This is a genomic window from Hominimerdicola alba, from assembly GCF_900112155.1.
Classification (GTDB): domain Bacteria; phylum Bacillota; class Clostridia; order Oscillospirales; family Ruminococcaceae; genus Hominimerdicola; species Hominimerdicola alba_D.
Map to the genome: position 1 here is coordinate 87909 of NZ_FOKQ01000004.1, position 20536 is coordinate 108444.

Consider the following 20536-nt stretch of genomic DNA (forward strand, 5'->3'; position numbering starts at 1 on the left):
TTACTATAAAATACCCAAAAGCCTGAGCAGAACTACCACGCCGCCGCCAAGCATCAGTATGCCGAATCCCATTAGTGCCCATGTTGATGGGTCGCTGCCGCGGAAGAAATCTCTGGGGTCATTGGGGTTCACCATGATATCGGTGCCCTCGCCCTCATAGAACTGCTGGGGGCTGGTATAAACGTCATCATAAGCAGTATAGGCTCTTCCGCCTGCGATATACTGCCATATAGGGGCGTACATCATACGATGGTGCTTGCCCGAACTTCTCTTCTCGCGGTTGCCTATGCACACCGCCCTTGTTTTCTCGGTACAGCGGCGGAGTTTCATGTGCCTTGCAATAGGCGGTGCGGCGGTGAGGAAAAGTCCCGCAAGTGTGAGGGTCGCACCTGCCGCATAGTCGGTGAGAGAAGGTGCAAAGAGGGTGACAAGTCCCGCAAGACCGAAAAGTCCGCTGCCGACAGCACCCATCATAGCCTTAAATTTGCGCTCGGGCTTATAGTCTTCCATCTCTTTGCGGGTCATAAGGCAGGTACCCATGATTCCGAAGCCCAGTGACATCGCCGCCAGTGAGCCGGAAAATCTGCCTATGGTGAGAAGACCTATTATTCCCGCAAACATCGGGGCGAAGCATTTCAGGCTGAACTGCTTGTCGGGAACGTGTTCGGGGAGCAAAGTGTTGGGATTTTGGCCAAGCTGTGTAGGCTGTCCCTGGGGGACTGTCCTGTTCATCTGCATGGGCTGACTGTACTGATTCGGCTGATCATAAGGGTTCGGCTGACCATACTGTGCAGGCTGTCCGTTCTGCTGTGGCACCATCTGACCTCCGCGGATGGTATCGATATTCACAAGCTCTGGGTTCTGCTGTCTCGTGGGCTGATAATACTGTTCTCTGTTTGATTGCATTATGCATTCTCCTTTTTGTATTGTCTCCTTGATATTTCTTTCTATTGGGTTTTCCCATATTGATTTTACCATATTTCGGAGAAAAAGTAAATATGGTATGGGGGAAAAGTTGGAGTGAGGGATAGCACAGACTCAAAATACAGCAAAAGCCCCCGAAGAACGGGGGCTTTATCATTCAAATTACAGGCTCTCGTGGAATGTTCTGGAGATAACGTCGTCCTGCTGTTCCTTGGTCAGCTTTACGAAATTAACTGCATAGCCCGATACCCTGATGGTCAGCTGAGGGTATTTCTCGGGGTGCGCCTGTGCGTCGAGAAGCATCTCGCGGTTCAGCACGTTAACATTCAGATGATGTCCGCCCTTTTCGGCATAGCCGTCCAGCAGACCTATAAGGTTATCCACCTGTGCATCGGTAGGTTCATAATTTGCCATAACTATCCGTCCTTTCTTATACTAAACGATAGCTTGGGGACTGCGGTATCACAGTTCCTCGTCGTCCTCATCGGGCGCTTTTTCGTTGGGCTGACAGCACGCTCCCGTGCCGCAGTCGTTAGTTCTGAAGGTCTGAACGGTCATTTCGGCTTCGTCCTGACCCTCGCGCTTGGCTTTCAGCAGTGCTTCGGCATCGATATTTATATGACCTTCGCCGCCTGCCATAAGCCTGTCTATCATTTCGACAAGTTCGTTTACCTTGCCGTCATCATCGTTTGATGCTTTAATTGCCATTATTAAGTTCCTCCGAAATGCTTGCGATATCAATATCACCTACGAACATCTCATCGTCCTTGCCCAGTGCGCCGGGAATAATGGAGAAGGTATTGGAGATACCGTCCTGTGCGTGTCTGAAAGGAAGCTTTGCAACAGAGGACAGTGATGAAGCAGCACCGTGAGTATCTCTGCCATGCATGGGGTTAGCGCCGGGTGCCAGAGGCACACCGATCTTTCTGCCATCGGGAGTGGAACCTGTCTTTTTGCCGTATACCACGTTGGAAGTGATAGTCAGTATAGACATGGTAGGCACACCGTCGCGGTAGGTGTGGTGCTTTCTGATCTTGTTCATGAAACGCTTAACGATATCAACTGCCAGCTTATCAACTCTGTCATCGTTATTGCCGTACTTGGGGAAATCGCCCTCAACGATGTAGTCAACAACAACATTTCTTGCTACATCTATAACGTTTCCTGCCTTGTCCCTGATCTCGATATCCTTGCGGACGGGCTTTACCTTAGCGTACTTGATAGCGGAGAGTGAATCTGCAACAACGGAAAGACCTGCGATACCAGTTGCGAAGTATCTCTTGACATCTCTGTCGTGGAGAGCCATCTGGAGTCTTTCATAGCTGTACTTATCGTGCATGAAGTGGATAACGTTCAGGGTATTTACATACAGACCTGCCAGCCACTCCATCATATCATCGTACTTCTCCATAACATCGTCGAAGTCGAGGTACTCGCCGTCAACAGGGCGGTACTTAGGACCTACCTGTACGCCCAGACGCTCGTCAACGCCGCCGTTTATAGCGTAGAGCAGGCACTTAGCCAGGTTTGCTCTTGCACCGAAGAACTGCATCTCCTTGCCCACAACCATCGAGGATACGCAGCAGGCAACAGCGTAGTCGTCGCCGTGAGTTGCTCTCATGAGGTCGTCGTTCTCGTACTGTATAGCAGAGGTGCGTATGGACATTCTTGCACAGAACTTCTTGAAGTTCGTGGGCAGCTTAACGCTCCACAGAACGGTCATATTAGGCTCGGGTGCAGGACCCAGGTTATTCAGTGTATTGAGGTATCTGAAAGAGGTCTTGGTGACCATGGGCACGCCATCGATGGATACACCGCCGATAGACTCTGTTACCCAAGTGGGGTCGCCTGAGAACAGGGAGTTGTACTCGGGAGTTCTTGCGAACTTGACCAGTCTCAACTTCATGATGAAGTGGTCGATAAGCTCCTGAGCCTGTTCCTCGGTGAGGACACCATTCTCAATATCTCTCTGGATATATATATCAACAAATGTGGAAGTTCTTCCCAGTGACATTGCTGCACCGTTCTGCTCCTTGACTGCTGCAAGGTAGCCGAAGTACAGCCACTGGATAGCTTCCTGAGCGTTCTTTGCGGGTCTGGAGATATCACAGCCGTAGATTTCGCCCAGCTTTTTCAGTTCGCCCAGAGCTCTGATCTGCTCAGCCAGCTCTTCACGGAGTCTGATATTCTTAGAGGTCATTCTGACAAGAGAATTGTCCAGCTGATCCTTCTTATCCATTATAAGGTAATCAACGCCGTACAGTGCAACACGTCTGTAGTCTCCGATTATACGGCCTCTGCCGTAAGCGTCGGGCAGACCTGTCAGTATAGCTGCGTGTCTTGCCAGCTTCATCTCGGGGGTATAAGCATCAAATACGCCCTGGTTATGGGTCTTTCTGTACTCGGTGAATATCTTCACTATCTCGGGATCCACCTCATAGCCGTACTGCTTGCAAGCAGCCTGAGCCATTCTCAGTCCGCCGAAGGGCTGAAGAGAACGCTTGAAGGGCTTATCGGTCTGGAAGCCGACTATCTTTTCAAGATCCTTATCAAGATAGCCTGCCGCATGGCTTGTGATGGTAGATACTATCTTTGTATCCATATCCAGCACGCCGCCTGCTTCCCTTTCCTGTCTTGAAAGCTCGGTCACCTGTTCCCAGAGCTTTTTGGTAGCCTCGGTAGGGCCTGCAAGAAAGCTCTCGTCACCGTCATAGGGTGTGAAATTCTTCTGGATAAAGTCTCTAAGATTGACAGAGGTACTGGACCATCTGCCGGGCTTGAAACCTTTCCACTCCTCATCGAACCAATTTCTTTCCATCTGTACATCTCTCCCTAACTTTTGCGGCACAACACCAAAAAGCTCCCGTTCTTTTACGAAAGCTTCAATATCCTTCATGCCGCGTCAATTGTTCGGACGATCTGCCCCGTACCCTCGGGACACTGACACAATATATAGATCATCGTTTGATTTAAGGATATCACATTTAGTAGTATATGTCAAGGTCAAATCAGAAATATTACGCAAGCTTAACAGTTTTTTCATATGTTACCAAAAGCCCTGAAAAGCTTGATTTTTGGCATTTTTTATACATAGGTCATTCCATGAGGTATATATCCGCAATAAATTAGTGTACTAAAAAACGTACAGAAAGTCGCTGAATGTTAATTTTTTAACGACCTATATATACGGTTTTACATACTAAAGTGTACTTTTTTGGTCTATTTAGCAAACGACTTTTCACCCTAATTTTGCGACCTGTTTTCTGCTTCGCCGAGTATTCCGTGTTTTGCGAAGTTTGATTTTTGTCGCATTTTATCATCGATAATTAGTTAAACAGCGTATTAGAATGAAAAATTATTAACAATCTTTCAGGATATCACTGACAGTATGCCCGCGGAAATTCAAAAAATTCAGTATGAAAAACAAAAAACGGAGGAAGCCTGAGCTGTCCTCCGCATAAAATTACTGCTGATTGTTTGAAAGCTCTTTGAGTTCTCTGCCCGCTTTTAGAAGTTCACGCAGATCATCGGCATCGTCGGCTTTGATAGCGTCACGGTACTCCGTCAGGCGCTCGATGATGCAGTTGAGCTCGTCAATCAAAGGCTGCTTGTTCATCAGAAAAAGCTCTGTCCACATATTCTCATTCAGCTTTGCAACACGGGTGAGGTCTTTGAATGAACCCGCGGAAAATCCTGCCTGTTTCAGCAGACTGGGGCTTTTGACGTAGGCACTGGACACAACATGGGCAAGCTGAGAGGTGAAGGCGATGATGCGGTCATGCTCCTCGGTGGTGGAAGTTACGACCTTTGCAAAGCCTATCTCGTAGGCGAGCTGGGATATCTCCCTTACAGCCTTTGCGGCAGTATCGTCCGAGGGGGTCATTATGAAGCTGGCACGCTCGAAGAGGTTATCCACCGAGTACGCAAAGCCCGAAAATTCGCGGCCTGCCATGGGGTGACAGCCTATGAAGACAACACCTTCCTCTTTCAGGGGAGCTTCCACAGCTTCGACTATCGCCGCCTTTACACCGCAGGAATCGGTAACTATGCCGCCCTTTTTGAAATTCGCCTTGTTATCCAGGATAAATTTGATGGTCTGGGCGGGGTGGAGACATACGATGACAACATCGCAGGTGTGCAGGGTATCGGGAGTAAGTTCCCCGTCAATAGCCTCCTGAGCCACTGCTCCCGCTATGGCGGCGCGGTCGATATCCAGCGCAAAACAGCTGTGTTCGGTGTTCTTCTTTATAGCTTTGGCAAGAGAGCCTCCTATCAGTCCAAGACCGACTATGCCTATCTTCATATAAAAACGTCCTTTCGCATTTTATTGCTTTTATGTAATAAAGTATAACACTATTTAATTAAGTTGTCAAGTACATGAGAAGTTACTTTAAACTTAAACGATTTCTTTAGATGTTTTAACGAATCGATATTTTTTGCTTTATTTTTTAAAAAAATATTTATGAAACTATTGACAAATCCGGCCTGTTGTAGTATAATATTGCTTGTGAGGAAAAATTAATTTTCTTACGAATTATGAAGGTTTAGGTGATTTGGCGAAGAAGCAGCTTTTGGGCTGCTTTTTTCGTTTTTACACACTTTTTTCGCTATTGGTCAGACAGGAGTGATAGTTTTGAAGATACTTAATATACACGGATTTCGCGGCAGTGCTGAGAATGCGGCATTCGGGGCGCTGACGAAACTAGGGCATGATGTTGTTTCACCCGGGTTTGATTATGATGCAGTTTCGGCTGATATGGTCATGGAGAGACTTCGCGGGATAATTCGCGAGGAGAAACCGCAGTATATTGTGGGGACGAGCTACGGCGGATTTTTTGCGGCTTTGCTTTCGGCGGAGACAGGTATATCTGCGGTGCTGGTTAATCCTTGTCTAATGCCTTTTTATCATCTTCCTCTGCTGGGGTATGAGGGTGATATCGGGGCTATGATCTCACTTTTCAGCGGTCTTGCAAAGGCTGACCGCAGCATCGTCAAGTGCATTATCGGCGGAAGTGATGAGTTGATAAATACACATTCGCTGGAAACGCGGTTTTACGGTGCTGAAAATATCACTGTTATACCTGAGGGGTTACATTCGGGTGCTACTCTGCCGCTGGGGGAGTTTTTTGGGGAAGTTATAAAGTAAGTAGCTTTTTTGATATTCGCATAAATCAAACTTTGTTTGGGTAGTCGGATATTTTTTTGATCGATAGTTTGTGAATTTTCGCCCCTTGTTCCTCGGGGCGAGAAATCAACGAGCTATCGCCGTTGATTTCTGGCGCGGCAATAATTTTACGGACATAGTTTGAGCGTATGCAATAGTTTTGCATACGCTCATATTTTTGTTAGCGGTGACTGCGTCGACCGCGTGCCGCGCCCTATTTGGTCGGGAGTGAGCTGTTCTATTTACAGCACTCTTGTCATGCTAGTTTTGTGCCTTGAGTTGAGGGCTCTGCCCTCAAACTACCGCAAGCCTGCTAGCGCGAGGCTTGACCGCGCGCTTTGACTCTTTGGCAGTTCCCACTGGGTTGTTTTTTAGTCCTTCTCGCTGTTATCCATCTCCAGCGGTATTTCCAGACCCACTGTGCCGGGGGTATGGGATGGGAAAACGCAGGTGACGTACTCCCAGCCGCCGTGGTTGGCTAGTTTTTGGGTCAGGTTACGTATATCGCTGATGCGCACGCCTGTTTCGGGGACTATCTCTATCAGGAGTTCGCAGGTATCTTCCAGATATTCCGTGCCTGCGGTCTCCACGGCTATCCCCTGTTCAGCGAAGAATTCTTCCACCGTCTGAGCGCAGTAGCTTTCGGGGGGCATATCCAATATATCGTTGGATTTGCGGGAAGTATCCTTGATACCCCGCTTTCTCAACATTTTTTCGAGGATATCCCTGTCCCAGAGTTCAACGCTGTTGACCTCGGCAAGCTTTCGGGCGGCGGCGGTGAAATAGCTGTTGGTCATGACAGCGCCCACCTCACAGCCGTAGTAGGCAAGTCCGCCTATTACTTCCTGAATTGCGGAATTATTCAGCTTTTTATCATAGCGCTTGCACTGCACCGCATAGCGGCGGTGTTTTTTCACGGCGATGATATCGACACCGAAATCTCCGGAGCATTTGGTGACTTCGATATCCTTAAATCCGTTGGCTTTCAGGATATTGGCGCAGGCATATTCAAACTCATGACCATCCATAAGATCAAGCTTTTTCAGGGTAAGTCTGCCGAAGTGGCGTATAATGGAGATTCCCAGAAACAAGGGTATGCTGAGAAATGGCAGGTATGGGATCTTGCCGTAAAATTCGGGACGGTCGCCGCCTGTGCAGAAAAATTCGGCGAGCCTATATGAAGCAAGAGCAGAACCTGCAAGAAGTCCCGCAAGTATAATGAATATTCGCTTGATATGCTGTCACCGACCTTTCGTGAGAATTTCATTGGCACCGCCATTAACGAAGTGAGGGCGCTGACCCGCAGGAAAGCGCCCGTTAATTGCATTATTTAAAGAACAGCGGAAGTTTTTCAAGGAAGAAGATATCCGTTCTGTCGGCTGCATCGCCCTCGGCGAGGACTGCACCTGCACCAACGATCTTTCCGCCTGCCGCGTTTACAAGCTCCTCAACAGCTGTGAGGGATTCGCCTGTGCTGATAACATCATCCAGGATAAGTACCCGCTTGCCTTTCAGCCTTGCTACGTCCTCCTGAGAGAGGTAGAGAGTCTGGACTGCGGCGGTGGTGATGGACTTTACCTGCACCGAGATAGGGTCGGTCATATAAAGCTTAACGGACTTGCGGGCTACGACATAATTCTTGCCCGACTGCCTTGCTGCCTCGTATGCCAGGGGTATGCCCTTGGATTCGGCTGTGATTATAACATCGAATTCGGGGGCTTTTTTAAGCAGCTCCGTGGTTGCCGCAACTGTCATCTCAACGTCTGAGAACATTATAAATGCGGCGATATCAAGCTTTTCGCTTGCTGAACATATGGGCAGCTCTCTTGTAAGTCCTGCCACCTTCAATGTGTATGTTTCCATTTTAAACACTCCTTAATACTATGCTTTATTTGGATGAGAAGTCCTCTATGGGGTAGTCCTCGGATATCTTATACACCGCGAACCATGAATTTTTCTCGGTACAGCTTATTGCGAGATCGTAATCATCGCCGTCTGTTTTGCCGTAATGATCTACGCCGTCAAGGCTGTACATCCTGCGGTAGCCTTTTTTATCGAAGTATTCTTCGTAGTTATCCTTGCTGCTGCCGATGAATTCGACCATGCCATCCTCGGCGTGACCATCGGGTGTGAAGCCCTTGCTGATCTTCAAAAACACAAGTGTGGTCTTGGGAAGTTCAGCCATACCGTAGCCGCATTCTTCCAGAGCCCTGAGGATACTGCCCTCAACGAACAGCACAGCCATCAGTATCACAGCAAAGAATACTCCCGCTAATTTTTTATTATCCATCATTTTCCCTTTCAGATATTCCGTGTTTTATACTATCAGAGGAATATATACTTCAGTACGAACAGCACTGTCAGCACATACATAATAGGGTTGATCTTCTTGGCTTTGCCGCAGAAGAGGTTGATTACAACGTAGGACATAACGCCCACAGCTATACCCTCAGCAATGCTGTAGAACAGGGGCATAGCAAGTATGCACAGATATGCGGGAACAGCCTCGGTATAGTTGTCAGGATCGAACTTGATATCGGTTATGGAGCTGAACATCAGGAAGCCCACTACTATCAGTGCGGGTGCTGTTGCGAATGAAGGTATCGCTATGAATATAGGTGCGAAAAGCATGGAAGCCAGGAACAGCAGTGCAGTTGTAACTGCGGTAAGACCTGTTCTTCCGCCTGCGCCGACACCTGCGGCGGATTCAACGAAAGTAGTTGTGGTAGAGGTACCCAGAACTGCGCCGCCTGTTGTAGCGATAGCATCAGCCATCAGTGCGGGACGTATCGCAGGGAGTTTGCCGTCCTTATCAAGCATATCTGCCTTTGAAGCCACGCCTATCAGGGTTCCCAGAGTATCGAAGAGGTCAACGAACAGGAACGAGAATACCACTACGATGAAATTGAATATGCCGACACTGCTGAAATCCACATCGAAACAGCCGCCGAAAGTCTTGCCAAGTGCGGAGAAATCTGTCATGGAGAAGCTTGGCAGCAGTGAGAACCAGCTCTCGTTGTCGGGGACATATAGTCCAACACCCTGGCATATCATACCCAGTATCCATGTGCCGAATATGCCTATGAGTATGGAACCGCGGACTTTTCTGATATAAAGCACAGCCATCAGTACAGTGCCGATAACTGCCAGCAGGGCGCATATACCGCGGGTGTGGAAGTCTTCTCTGAAATCCACCAGTTCAACAAGGGTTGCACCGCCAACTGCCAGCTTGGCATTCTGGAGACCGATAAATGCGATGAAAAGACCTATACCGACGGATACCGCCTTTTTAAGCGAAAGTGGTATGCAGTTGAATATGGCTTCCCTGACCTTTGTTACGGAAAGGATTATGAATATCACGCCTTCGATGAATACAGCCAGCAGTGCTACCTGCCAGGGATATCCCATGGTGCCGCACACGGTGTATGCCATGAATGCGTTAAGTCCCATGCCTGCGGAAAGTGCAAAGGGAAGATTCGCCATAAGACCCATGCACATAGTACCCAGGAAAGATGCAAGGCAGGTCGCAAGGAGAACAGCGGTGCTGTCCATGCCTGCGGCAGAAAGTATACTTGGGTTGACCGCAAGTATATAAGCCATAGTCATGAAAGTGGTTATACCTGCCATTACCTCGGTGCGGACATCTGTACCATGGGCTTTCAGCTTGAAGAACTTGCCCAGAGTGCCTGTTTCGGTAATGGTCTGCACTTCCTTATTGCCCATCAGTTCAGAGGGGTGAGTTATGTGGTTCCTCTGCTTTTTTTTGCTTCTGCTTCCCATATCACTCGCCCTCCTCAAATTCAGCTATACACGGCAGATTTCTGTAATACTCGCCGTAATCGAGACCGTATCCTATAACGAAATAATCGGGTATGGTAAACAGTGCATAGTCCGAACTGAGTTCTACAAGACGTCTGTCGGGCTTATCCAGCAGTGTTACTATCTTCAGAGAAAGGGGGTTCTTGCTTTCAAGGTACTCCTTGACCTTGCTGAGAGTTCTTCCCGTATCGATTATATCCTCGACGATCACTACATGATACTTGCTTATATCCTGTGCGAGGTCAAGGGTTATCTCAACGTTTCCGGAGCTCTCGGTGCTTTCAAAATAGCTTTTTGCCGCCATGAAGCCTATCTCGTGGGGGATAGTTATGGCACGGCTAAGGTCGGCAAGGAATATAAATGCGCCTTTAAGGATAGTCACAAGAAGCAGGGGCTTGTCCTTGTACTCCAGGCTGAGTATCTCGCCTGCTTTTGTTACGGCTTCCTTAATCTCTTCCTCGGATATCACAACTCGTTTGATATGCTTGTGGAATTCGGGCATATTTGTCATCTGCATCTGCGGTCTCTCCCTTCGTTATTTACTTGGTTCCGAATATTCTATCACCCGCGTCGCCGAGACCGGGGACGATGTATGCGTTCTCGTTGAGCTTTTCATCAAGGCTTCCCACATAGATATCGATATCGGGGTGAGCCTTTTGCAGGGCTTCAAGACCCTCAGGAGCAGCTATAACGCACATGAACTTGATATGGCTGCATCCGCGCTGTTTGATGAAATCAACCGCCGTTATCGCCGAGCCGCCTGTTGCAAGCATGGGGTCGGGAAGGATAACAAGTCTTTCATCGATATTCTCGGGAAGCTTGCAGAAGTACTCATGGGGCTCATGGGTAACTTCATCCCTGTAAAGACCTATATGTCCCACCTTTGCGGAAGGCACCAGTGCGAGTATACCATTCACCATACCCAGACCTGCACGCAGTATCGGAACGACTGCCAGCTTCTTACCAGCAAGCATGGGCACATCAGCCGTAGTTATAGGTGTTTTGACGCTTACCAGCTCGGTGGGCAGGTCGCGGAGAGCCTCATAGCCCATTAGCATGGCTATCTCTTCTACGAGTATTCTGAAATCCCTTGTACCTGTGTTTTCATCACGCAGCAGAGATATCTTGTGCTTGATAAGTGGATGGTCGATGATAGTTACTTTTCCCATTTTGAAAACCTCGCTTTTATATTATTTTTGTATACTGAGCACTGTTTCATTATTCGCACTTGCCATTGTTATCCGATTTTCGGGACAGCATAACATTTGTAAGTATGCCGAGGATAAGAGCAGCAGCGATCTCGGTAAGCGTTACCTTGCCGAAGCTTATGCTGAGTCCGCCGATACCCGCAATAAATATCACGGAAGCTGTGAACAGGTTGCGGTTGTCATCAAGATCGACTTCTTTCAGCATTTTAAGTCCCGAAACTGCAATGAAACCGTAAAGAGCCACGCACACACCGCCCATAACGCAGGCGGGTATCGAATCTACAAAAGCCACGAAGGGCGTTACGAACGAGAAGAGTATACAGCCTATGGCAGCCGCGATTATGGTAACTGTGGAGGCGTTGCCTGTTATGGCTACACAGCCCACGCTCTCGCCGTAGGTGGTATTTGGACAGCCGCCGAAAAATGCGCCTGCCATAGAACCTACGCCGTCACCGAGAAGTGTGCGGGCAAGACCGGGTTCTTTGAGAAGATCTCTGCCGATAACGGAGGAGAGATTCTTGTGGTCAGCAACGTGCTCGGCAAAAACCACCAGCGCCACGGGGACATAAGCCACAAGGATAGTCAGTATATAACTGCCTGTCAGGTCGCCGAAGCCCTTAAATCCTTCAAGGAAAACAAGGTCGGGGAGCTTGAAGAAGCTTTCTGCGGTAACATTGCCGTCGGGGAACATTACCTTCGAGAACACCGAAAGATCCAGGATCTTCAGTGCTTCGATATCAGCGGCATTGCCTATCATGGTGAATATCAAGGACACTGCATAGCCCGCAAGTATTCCCATAACAAATGGCACAAGGCGGAGCATCTTTTTGCCGTAGGTGGAGCACAGCATAGTCACCGCAAGGGTCACAAGACCGCATATCAGCGCGATATACTTAGCGGCGGGAACATCTGTGACATCGCTTTTCTGAAGATCTCCGATGGCATTTCCCGCAAGGGAAAGACCGATTATTGCAACGGTGGGTCCAATGACCACAGGGGGCATCAGTTTGCCCAGCCAGTCAACACCTACAACGCCTATCAGCGCGGCTATAATCACATATACAAGTCCTGCGGCAACAGCACCTATTATTATGCCCAGCATACCCAGCTGTGCTGTGGCAGCGCCTGCAAATGCAGCGGACATGGAACCTATGAAAGCAAAAGAAGAACCCAGAAATACAGGGCTTTTCTTCTTAGTGAACGCAAGATACACCAGCGTGCCCACACCAGCACCGAACATTGCGGCGGCGGGGGTAAGACCGTTGCCGATTATCACGGGGACAGCTATCGTTGCCGCCAGTATCGCCAGCATCTGCTGTAGGGCAAAGACGATTATCTGCCCTGTTTTCGGCTTTGATTCAACATCATAGATCAACTTCATTTTAGCTTTACAACGCCTTTCATCTAATTATCACATTCATAGATTTATTTTAGCATATTTCGGTAAGAATGTCAATAATAATAAAATATTTCAACTTGTTTTAGTATACTATTAATATTTAAAAAGACAAAAAACGCATACTTTTCAAAAGTATGCGTTCGATTTTGTATAGGTAAATAACCGCAATTTTTGAGAAACAATAGCTGTATATTTTTTCCAGCTAAAATACTTCCCTTTCTTCGTGTCAAATACGCTTAGTGAAAAGTCGTTTTGTCAGTGGGATAAGAAGTTTCCCCATGCCACGGAGATATCGCTTCATACAGAATTTCTGCATATATTCATCATGTCTGTCGCAGGGACGTTTGCTGATCTTGCCCTGAAAATATTGATATTTCATGAGGAGTTCATCTATATCCTTTATGGAGTATCTCCAGTAGGGCTTGGCAAGGCTGACTGCCCTGCTTTTTTCGATCACCTGTGCGGTAAAACTCATGCAGTTTTCAGCCCCCGCTATCCTGAATCCGCCGATAAGGGGCATGGTCGCCATTGAGTACACATTGAAGAGATATCCCCCGCTTTCACGGTCTTTTATAAAGGTAAGGATATCGGCGTAAGCATCGTTTTCCACAGGAAGTCGGAAAACTTTCACGCCGTAGTCCCAGTGTTCGCCGAATGCGTAATAATCACGGTACTCATGGGTGAAGCCCGCTTCAAAGGGATAATAATGGTATCTTCTGGAAAAGCTGATATAGTCCGTCAGGGACTTATCAAGGCACACAGCTATATGCGTGTAGGGATAGTGTGTAAACTTCCGCGCTATGCTCCCCAGACCCGTATGCGCCTTTATCAGCACAATGTAGATATATCTCACTTTTGGCTTTCCTCCAGCCTTTTGAAAAGGGTTATCATCATGCGTATCATTTCGTAGTACATGGGTATCATGGCGATGACGGCTATGATATCCACAACAGTCACACCGCTGCCGAAAATGGTGAAGACCTCGCTATCCTTGAAGATCATAGCGCAAATCGCCACAACGGTATAGCTGATATGGGCTTCGATAGGTCCCAGCCGCGGAAACTGAAATTCATTGAAATAGATGATATAATTCATCATGGTGACATTCATGATGCCGTATAGCGGGGCGGCAAGCGCCATGGGCAGAAGATGCGCCGCAGGGGTCAGACCAATGGATATCAGCAAAAACGTTGAAAAAAGTATATCCACCATGAGGTCGTAATATGCCCCCGCTTTTGAGGAAAGCCCCCTTGATCTGGCTATAAATCCGTCAAGGTCATCTGCCACCAGATGCACTGCAAGACCCGCTATCGTACCCAGCCAGAACCAGGATGAAATGTTTGTCAGAAGCGTCATAACGATGGAGAATATCCCACCTGCGGCACTTAGTGTGGTCATCCGGTTGGGTGTCATGGACTTTGGTATATGTGGTCCCACGTGCTTGTATAAAAACTGCTGAAATCCCGTTTCAAGCTTGCTTGGTATCATTTTCTTCACGGGATTTTTATAGACTTCTCCCATTCTATCCTCCGAACCTGAACATATTTTTAACTATGGAACCTATAAAGAATTTATAGTCGATAAAATCGTATATCCCCTGTCGCCATGCCCGCAGGAATAGTCCGCCGATAAGGATATGGTAGTGCATATAATACCGCCTTACGCTCATATGGGCGGGCTTGGCTACCACGTGCAGATAGTCCCAGTGTGACGGGTCGCGGGTGATGAGACGGCTTCGGTATTCATCGTAAAGCTCGCTGTTCATCTCGGGGGTGTATATGGATATAGCCGCGTGTTTCAGCTTATGCTTGCGCACCCATTTAGCTATATCCCTGAAATCCCGCGCCTTGAAATCAAGATCGACTATGAACATACCCATGGCATTTATGCCCAGATCGTTGAGTATCTCCACCGCCGCAGAATTGGCATAAAGGTCGGACTTTTTGTTATAGCGGTAAAGGTGCTTGTCATCAGCGGCTTCAAGTCCCACCAGAACATAGTAGAAACCTATCTCCTTCAGCCGTTCCATCAGGTCGCGGTGCTTGGATATGAAATCCGCTCTGCCGTAACAGACGTACTTTTTGTGTATGCCCCGCTCTTTTACAAGGCGGATAAATTCTTCAAGGCGCTTTTCACCGAAAAGGAAATCATCGTCGATAAAATAGATGTTCTCACATTCTATGGAAGCTATCTCGTCCACCACATCTGCGATATCCCTTGCGGAGTAAGTGCCGCAGTTCAGCCTGTTGCGGTAGCAGAATTTACACTTGTAGGGACAGCAGTAAGCCGTCCTCACATGGGCGCAGGGCTGTAATTCGAGATAGCGGTAGCGGGGGTGGGCATAGAAATAGCTTCTGTCGGGGCGGGGCAGGCGCTTGATATCAAAGGGTGCAGCCTCATTCTCCACCCAGCGGTTTCCGCGGTTTATACAAAGTCCGTTTACTGCGGCGAGGGCTTTGTTTTCAAGTACGTCCACTATACCATATATATCGAAGCTTCTGAAAACGAAGTCTATATAGCTTTCATAGAAACGCTTGTAGTTGTGCTGTGCGTGAAGTCCGCCGACCATGGTGATACAGCCTATATCCTTTGCGGCACGGCAGTATTCTTTCATGAAATTTTCCTGCCTTGTTCTTCCGCAGACGTAAACCGCATGGGGAGAAACTTCCGCAAGGCGCTTTACAAAAGGCTGTTCCTCAACCTGACCGTCCCAGATATAGGGTTCATAGCCAGCATCTTTCAGGACAGTGCATATATATTCAAGTTCAAGAGGTTCATTATCGATTATCCCTGCGAAATTATATTTCGTTCTGGATATCTCCGGATGGACCAGCAGTACTTTTCTGTTATCCATAGCTATCACTCCTCAGCTTTCAGCGCAAGATAATCCACCTTGCCCACAAGTGTTCTGGGCAGACTTTCTTTGAATCTTATCTCTCTCGGCAGTGCGTAAACTGCTATATCCTTTTTCAGCATTTCGGTTAGTTCATCACGGAGAGAATCCTCATTAACGCCTTCCTTTGGAACTACATATGCCCTTACTTTTTCGCCCATTATCTGATCTTCAATACCCACAACGGCGCACATCACCACATCGCGGTGAGAGTTTATGACCTCTTCGATATTCTGAGGATAGATATTGTATCCCCCCGAAACTATCATGCGCTTCAGCCTTTGGCGGAAGTACACATATCCATCTTTATCCATATAACCAAGGTCGCCTGTGTGGAGCCAGATATTGCCGTCTTCATGCATACGCAAGGTATTGGCAGTCTCCTCAGGGGCTTTGTAATAGCCTTTCATCACCGTGGTGCCGCGGAGGATTATCTCGCCTGTTTCACCCGCAGGCAGTTCGTTGCCCTCGGTGTCAACTATCTTGAAAAAGGTATCGGCATAGGGCAGACCCACACTTTCAAGCTTATCGGAAGATGCAGGCAGAAGACAGCAGCCTGTTACACACTCGGTAAGACCGTAGCCCTCTCTTACGCGGGCTCTGCTTCCGTGGGAATCAAGAAGATCATTGAGCTTTTTCTTTGAGCTTGGTGACAGAGAATCTCCGCCCGATATGACAGTTTTCAGGAAGCTCATATCCTTGCCGTCGAAGTCCTTGTTCATCAGCATAGCTTCATATATGGCGGGCACTCCCGAGATGATATTCGGCTTGTATTTGAAAAGCAGTTCATGGAATTCAGCCGCAGAGAATTTCGGCAGTATTATCGCTGTGCCGCCCAGTATCAAAATAGTATGTATGCACACTCCCAGTCCGAAACCGTGGAAGACGGGCATTACCGAAAGCATTTTCTCGCCTGCGTAAAGATTGCCGCAGCCGTCGATACTTTGGTCAGCAAGGGCATTGAAATTCAGGTTGGTGAGCATTATGCCCTTTGGGATACCCGTTGTTCCGCCGCTGTAAAGGATAGCCGCGGTATCATCTGGGGCGGAATCAACATTGATATTTTGCTTTATATTCTTTGCACCTGCAATAAAATCCGACCAGCTGTCAAAGCCTGTATATTCGGGGAGTTTGCCTTTCAGCTTAGCAAAATATCCCGCCTGTATCACAGGGGGCATATAGGCGCTGACACTAACAGCCACAGCCTTTTCGGGGCATACCCTCATGCAGACCTTTCTCATTTTCTCCGAAACGGAATCAAGAAAGAAAACATACTTGCTCTCGGTGAGTTCCATATAGCGGATTATCTCATTTTCAGCGGAGAGCGGGTGTATCATGTTAGCCACCGCGCCCACCTTATTTATGGCATAAAACAGAAAGACCGCCTGTGGGATATTCGGCAGGCAGACGGATACGCTGTCGCCTTTTTTGACACCCGCCGCCGCAAGTGCGCGGGCTGTTCTGCCTATCTCACCGATAAGACGGCGGAATGTCAGCTTGTTGCCGAAATAGTTCAGTGCGGTATATCCGGGGTATTTCTTCGCTGTCATGACAAGATATCGATACAGCGAGCAATCGGGGTATTCAAGATGTCTTTTCATTTCTGCTGCTCCATTCTTCAAAAGAGGTTATTTTTTTGGACTGTAATTCTTCTTTCGGCATCACCTTTTTAAGCAGTGCAGCGATGCTGTTATAGAGTTTTCTGTTGGTCATTTCAGCATCACCCTGAGCTTTGAAAGGCTTACCGAATATGATGGTCAGCCCGCCGAAAGGCTTGTACTTGCCGACTATCGCATAGGGCACAAGAGATGCCCCCATATCCTCAGACATAACCGCCGCACCGTATTTGAAAGGCAGCAGCAGTTCGTCGGTATAATTGCGTTTTGCCTCAGGGGAAACATTAACAAGTTCACCATCGCGAAGGGCTTCTTTAGCGGCTTTAAGGGCTTCGGGATTATGCTTTGCGTGGAGATCTACGGGGATAGTGCCCGAACTCCTGAAAAGCCAGCCGAAAGGTCCGTCATGCAGGTCTTTTTTAGCAAGAGTACGCACTGTCCTGCGAGTGCTGATATCCACAAGGATAGGGTCAAGAGCGTGCTTGTGGTTGCCTGCAATGACCGCCGCACCCTCTTTCGGGATATTCCCCCTGCCTATTATCTTAGGCTGAAACAGGACATAAAACAGCGGTGCGAAAACCGTCCGCATTACTTTATATACCACGACTCTCTTATCCACCGTGAATGACCTCCGAACCGAAATAATTTATTCATAAATATTATAGTATGATTCAGGGGGAATGTCAATAGATAACATAAACTTCCCGATAATATTCACCAAACCAACAAAAAGACACTCCTGCTTTTCAAGCGGAAGTGTCTTTTGTGCTATATTAAATTTTTATCAATATTACCTTACAACAAGGGGGAATGCCCTGTTGTTTAGTACGGAAGTATCCCACTTGCCGTTTACCTTAGCGCAGATAACAGCCTGATAACTCTGACCCGATGTCAGCTTGGGCGAAGTGTATGTTGTGGTATCAGCATCGGTGTACGCCTGTACCTTCCACTTGCCTGCCAGTTTAACAGCTATTCCGTACTCTTCAGCACCTTCTACTGCTGTCCAGTTCAGACGGAACTGACGATATTTTGCATTGTATTCTTCATTTATCAGCTTGGGATATTTTGTTTTGCTGTCTTCAGCATCGATCACATTGAAGTTGTTGCCGTTTTTCAGAGCATACTTATGTGCAGCTGAATCCTTGCAGCAATTTATTACAAGATCCTTTGAGGGCTTATACATAGACATACTATATATTACTCTGGATTCACTATTTACAAAAGCCCAGTCACCTATATCGGTCACACTTGCGGGAATTGTAATGCTTTTAAGGTTATGACAGTTTGAAAATGCAAATTCTCCTATTGTCTTTACACTATCAGGTATAACAAAATTCTCTAAGCCTAAGCTGTATACAAAAGCTCTTTCCCCTATTTCCTCCACTCCTTCAGGGAAAGTAATACCTTTTAGAGAATCGCAATGAGCAAAAACAAATGCATCTATTTTCTTCAAGCCTTTAGGCAATGTAACATCTCTAAGGTTACTGCAATGTTCAAATGCACCATTCTCAATAATTTCCACACTATCGGGTATAACAAGACTTTCAATACTATCGCAATCATAGAAAGCATATCTTCCAATTGTCTTAACACTATCGGGTATAACAATACTCTCAATATTACAACAATCGGCAAATGCAGCAAGTTCAATTTTCTCTACACCATCAGGTATAACTATATTCTTAAGTGTTTCACAGCCGGCAAAAACGTGCTCATCTATACACTTAAGATCTTTTGGCAATGTGATACTTTCAAGGCTTAAACAGTAAGAAAATGCCCAAAAGCCGATTTCTTTAACACTATCAGGTATAACAATGCTCTTAATATTTTCACAATCAAAAAAAGCACTCTTACCTATATACTTCAGTTTTTGGGGTAGTGTGATACTTTCAAGACTTATGCAACCCTCAAATGCACTTTCTTTGATCTCAGTAACACTACCCGGTATAACAACACTTGTAATATTCTTAATATTCTTGTATTTTTCACTCTCAGTTTCGTAAGATAATTTTTCATAATAGTCTATTACAACATAATCTTCATTATTAAATCTGGACATTGCGTAAAATGCTCTCTCACCAATGCTTGTTACAGCTGCACCATTGATTTCTCCGGGTATCTCGACCTCTGTATCAGAACCGATGTACCTTGCGATCTCAACAGTACCATCTTCAAGCAGAGTGTACTCAAAATCGCCAAATGTAAGTACTTCTGTCTCTTCTTCAGCACTGGCCAAGATCACTGCGTTGTTGCTTACCACTTTGTTTGGCAGAGCTGCGCCGCCGAGTACGAATGTCAGCGCCAGCAGACCTGCTACGATCTTTTTGTTGTTCATTTTATGAACCCTCCTAATAAAAATATTTATTTAAACGACATGAACCCGACTTTTACAATTACTTATCCCGACTGTGGATGCGGTGCTTTGTGGCACCGACCTCGTCGGGACAAGTATAAAAATCATGTCGCTTATTACTAATTGTTTGTCAACAGGATATTAGCTATTACCTTACAACAAGGGGAAATGTCCTGCCATAAAGCTTGCCATCGTAGAAGATAGTATTAAGATTGCTCGTATCCCATTTGCCGTTGATCTTGGCACATATCGCAACAATATATTCTTTTTTTGCGGTCAGCTTTGGCGAAGTATATGTCGTGACGTCAGCATCGGTCATACCAACTACCTTCCACTTGCCTGCATTCTTTATTGCTATGCCGTACTGCTCAGCACCTTCAACTTCTGTCCATGTCAGGCGGAACTGACGGTATTTTGAACTGTACTCTTCCTTTATCAACTCGGGATATTTTGTTTTGCTGCCATCAGCATCAATTACATTGAAGTTGCTGCCGCTTTCAAGAGCATCATGATATGCATATGAATCCATATAGCAATTTATCATAAGATTTATTGAATTCTTGTAGGTATTTGTGGGTTCATCGTAATCACTAAAGGCATCATATCCTATGTATGTCACGCTTTTAGGGATAGTAATACTTCTAAGGTTTTTTCCGCAGTTGCAAAAAGCCCCCCATCCGATTTCCTCCAAACTATCAGGTATAACTATTTTCTTCAGAGCTGAGCAATTTTTAAAAGCCCAATCACCTATAATCTCAACACTATCGGGTATGTCAATGCTCTCCAGACTGCTGCAATTTTCAAAAGTACCACCCTCAATACTCTTCAGATCCTTGGGTAATGTAATACTTTTAAGACTCAGGCATTTATAGAAAGCACCTACACCTATATATTTCAGATTTTCAGGCAATGTGATACTTTCAAGTTTTGAACAGTATTCAAATGCACTATCATCAATTTTTGTAACACTATCGGGTATAACAATACTCGTTATTTCAAAATCATCATAATAATCCTCAAATGCGGCGAATCCAATACTTGTTACAGGCGCACCATTTATCTCAGCGGGTATCTCGACCTCTGTATCAGAACCGATGTACCTTGCGATCTCAACAGTACCATCTTCAAGCAGAGTGTACTCAAAATCGCCAAATGTAAGT

21 protein-coding genes are annotated in these 20536 nt (G+C 46.7%); 2 read left to right on the forward strand and 19 right to left on the reverse strand.

The genetic code is table 11. From position 1 onward, the window contains the following. Nucleotides 1-3: 3 nt before the first annotated feature. The 5 genes from BM265_RS03590 to BM265_RS03610 form a co-directional block, all read right to left on the reverse strand. Entirely contained in the window at nucleotides 4-906 is a 903-nt protein-coding gene (locus BM265_RS03590; RefSeq protein ID WP_074960107.1) for a DUF3592 domain-containing protein, read from the reverse strand. Nucleotides 907-1086: 180 nt separating this feature from the next. Further along, complete coding sequence (gene grcA3 / locus BM265_RS03595) at nucleotides 1087-1338, reverse strand: autonomous glycyl radical cofactor GrcA3 (RefSeq protein ID WP_074831783.1); 252 nt, start codon at nucleotides 1336-1338, stop codon at nucleotides 1087-1089. A gap of 48 nt (nucleotides 1339-1386) precedes the next feature. Continuing rightward, on the reverse strand, nucleotides 1387-1632 hold the full coding sequence (locus BM265_RS03600; RefSeq protein WP_074960109.1) for a hypothetical protein: 246 nt from the start codon (nucleotides 1630-1632) through the stop codon (nucleotides 1387-1389). Further along, complete coding sequence (gene pflB, locus BM265_RS03605; RefSeq protein ID WP_074960111.1) at nucleotides 1622-3742, reverse strand: formate C-acetyltransferase; 2121 nt, start codon at nucleotides 3740-3742, stop codon at nucleotides 1622-1624. The genes BM265_RS03600 and pflB overlap by 11 nt, the downstream gene beginning before the upstream one ends. 645 nt (nucleotides 3743-4387) lie before the next feature. Next, nucleotides 4388-5227: a prephenate dehydrogenase gene (locus tag BM265_RS03610; RefSeq protein WP_074960113.1), complete on the reverse strand. Its 840-nt coding sequence runs from the start codon at nucleotides 5225-5227 to the stop codon at nucleotides 4388-4390. A gap of 321 nt (nucleotides 5228-5548) precedes the next feature. On the opposite strand from BM265_RS03610, the gene BM265_RS03615 reads away from it, so the two are divergent. Continuing rightward, a complete protein-coding gene (locus BM265_RS03615) occupies nucleotides 5549-6070 on the forward strand; it encodes a YqiA/YcfP family alpha/beta fold hydrolase (RefSeq protein WP_242940764.1) in 522 nt (173 codons plus the stop codon). Nucleotides 6071-6459: 389 nt separating this feature from the next. On the opposite strand, the gene BM265_RS03620 is transcribed toward BM265_RS03615, so the two are convergent. Beyond that, nucleotides 6460-7116 (reverse strand): restriction endonuclease, encoded by a 657-nt coding sequence (locus tag BM265_RS03620; protein WP_242940765.1) that lies wholly within the window; start codon nucleotides 7114-7116, stop codon nucleotides 6460-6462. Here BM265_RS03620 and BM265_RS20535 point away from each other — a divergent pair. Continuing rightward, on the forward strand, nucleotides 7105-7269 hold the full coding sequence (locus BM265_RS20535; protein WP_242940766.1) for a hypothetical protein: 165 nt from the start codon (nucleotides 7105-7107) through the stop codon (nucleotides 7267-7269). The genes BM265_RS03620 and BM265_RS20535 overlap by 12 nt on opposite strands. 145 nt (nucleotides 7270-7414) lie before the next feature. Here the strand turns inward: BM265_RS20535 and BM265_RS03625 are convergent, their stop codons facing one another. The 13 genes from BM265_RS03625 to BM265_RS03685 form a co-directional block, all read right to left on the reverse strand. Further along, nucleotides 7415-7951, reverse strand: coding sequence for a phosphoribosyltransferase family protein (locus BM265_RS03625; protein ID WP_074831803.1), 537 nt, complete (start codon nucleotides 7949-7951; stop codon nucleotides 7415-7417). Between the two features lie 25 nt (nucleotides 7952-7976). Continuing rightward, nucleotides 7977-8378: a hypothetical protein gene (locus BM265_RS03630; RefSeq protein ID WP_074960117.1), complete on the reverse strand. Its 402-nt coding sequence runs from the start codon at nucleotides 8376-8378 to the stop codon at nucleotides 7977-7979. Between the two features lie 35 nt (nucleotides 8379-8413). Continuing rightward, nucleotides 8414-9811, reverse strand: coding sequence for an NCS2 family permease (locus BM265_RS03635; protein ID WP_074960254.1), 1398 nt, complete (start codon nucleotides 9809-9811; stop codon nucleotides 8414-8416). A 58-nt stretch (nucleotides 9812-9869) separates the two neighbouring features. Continuing rightward, the gene (hpt, locus tag BM265_RS03640; RefSeq protein ID WP_081358346.1) at nucleotides 9870-10424 is read right to left on the reverse strand and encodes a hypoxanthine phosphoribosyltransferase; all 555 of its coding nucleotides are present in this window, start codon (nucleotides 10422-10424) and stop codon (nucleotides 9870-9872) included. Nucleotides 10425-10446: 22 nt separating this feature from the next. Continuing rightward, the gene (gene upp / locus BM265_RS03645) at nucleotides 10447-11076 is read right to left on the reverse strand and encodes a uracil phosphoribosyltransferase (RefSeq protein ID WP_074960118.1); all 630 of its coding nucleotides are present in this window, start codon (nucleotides 11074-11076) and stop codon (nucleotides 10447-10449) included. Between the two features lie 49 nt (nucleotides 11077-11125). Then, entirely contained in the window at nucleotides 11126-12496 is a 1371-nt protein-coding gene (locus BM265_RS03650) for a uracil-xanthine permease family protein (RefSeq protein ID WP_074960119.1), read from the reverse strand. Between the two features lie 244 nt (nucleotides 12497-12740). Continuing rightward, nucleotides 12741-13367 carry a hypothetical protein gene (locus BM265_RS03655; RefSeq protein ID WP_074960121.1) on the reverse strand — a complete coding sequence of 209 codons (627 nt, stop codon included), beginning with the start codon at nucleotides 13365-13367 and terminating at the stop codon, nucleotides 12741-12743. After that, nucleotides 13364-14035: a CDP-alcohol phosphatidyltransferase family protein gene (locus tag BM265_RS03660; protein ID WP_074960122.1), complete on the reverse strand. Its 672-nt coding sequence runs from the start codon at nucleotides 14033-14035 to the stop codon at nucleotides 13364-13366. The genes BM265_RS03655 and BM265_RS03660 overlap by 4 nt, the downstream gene beginning before the upstream one ends. Nucleotide 14036: 1 nt before the next feature. Next, on the reverse strand, nucleotides 14037-15368 hold the full coding sequence (locus BM265_RS03665) for a B12-binding domain-containing radical SAM protein (RefSeq protein WP_074960124.1): 1332 nt from the start codon (nucleotides 15366-15368) through the stop codon (nucleotides 14037-14039). 5 nt (nucleotides 15369-15373) lie between these two features. Further along, nucleotides 15374-17008 carry a class I adenylate-forming enzyme family protein gene (locus tag BM265_RS03670; protein WP_074960126.1) on the reverse strand — a complete coding sequence of 545 codons (1635 nt, stop codon included), beginning with the start codon at nucleotides 17006-17008 and terminating at the stop codon, nucleotides 15374-15376. Then, the gene (locus BM265_RS03675; RefSeq protein WP_074960128.1) at nucleotides 16992-17642 is read right to left on the reverse strand and encodes a lysophospholipid acyltransferase family protein; all 651 of its coding nucleotides are present in this window, start codon (nucleotides 17640-17642) and stop codon (nucleotides 16992-16994) included. Before BM265_RS03675 ends, BM265_RS03670 begins: the two co-directional genes overlap by 17 nt. Before the next feature lie 171 nt (nucleotides 17643-17813). After that, a complete protein-coding gene (locus tag BM265_RS03680) occupies nucleotides 17814-19358 on the reverse strand; it encodes a leucine-rich repeat domain-containing protein (RefSeq protein WP_074960129.1) in 1545 nt (514 codons plus the stop codon). 166 nt (nucleotides 19359-19524) lie between these two features. After that, on the reverse strand, nucleotides 19525-20536 hold a 1012-nt coding region (locus tag BM265_RS03685; RefSeq protein ID WP_143098666.1), incomplete at its 5' end, for a leucine-rich repeat domain-containing protein.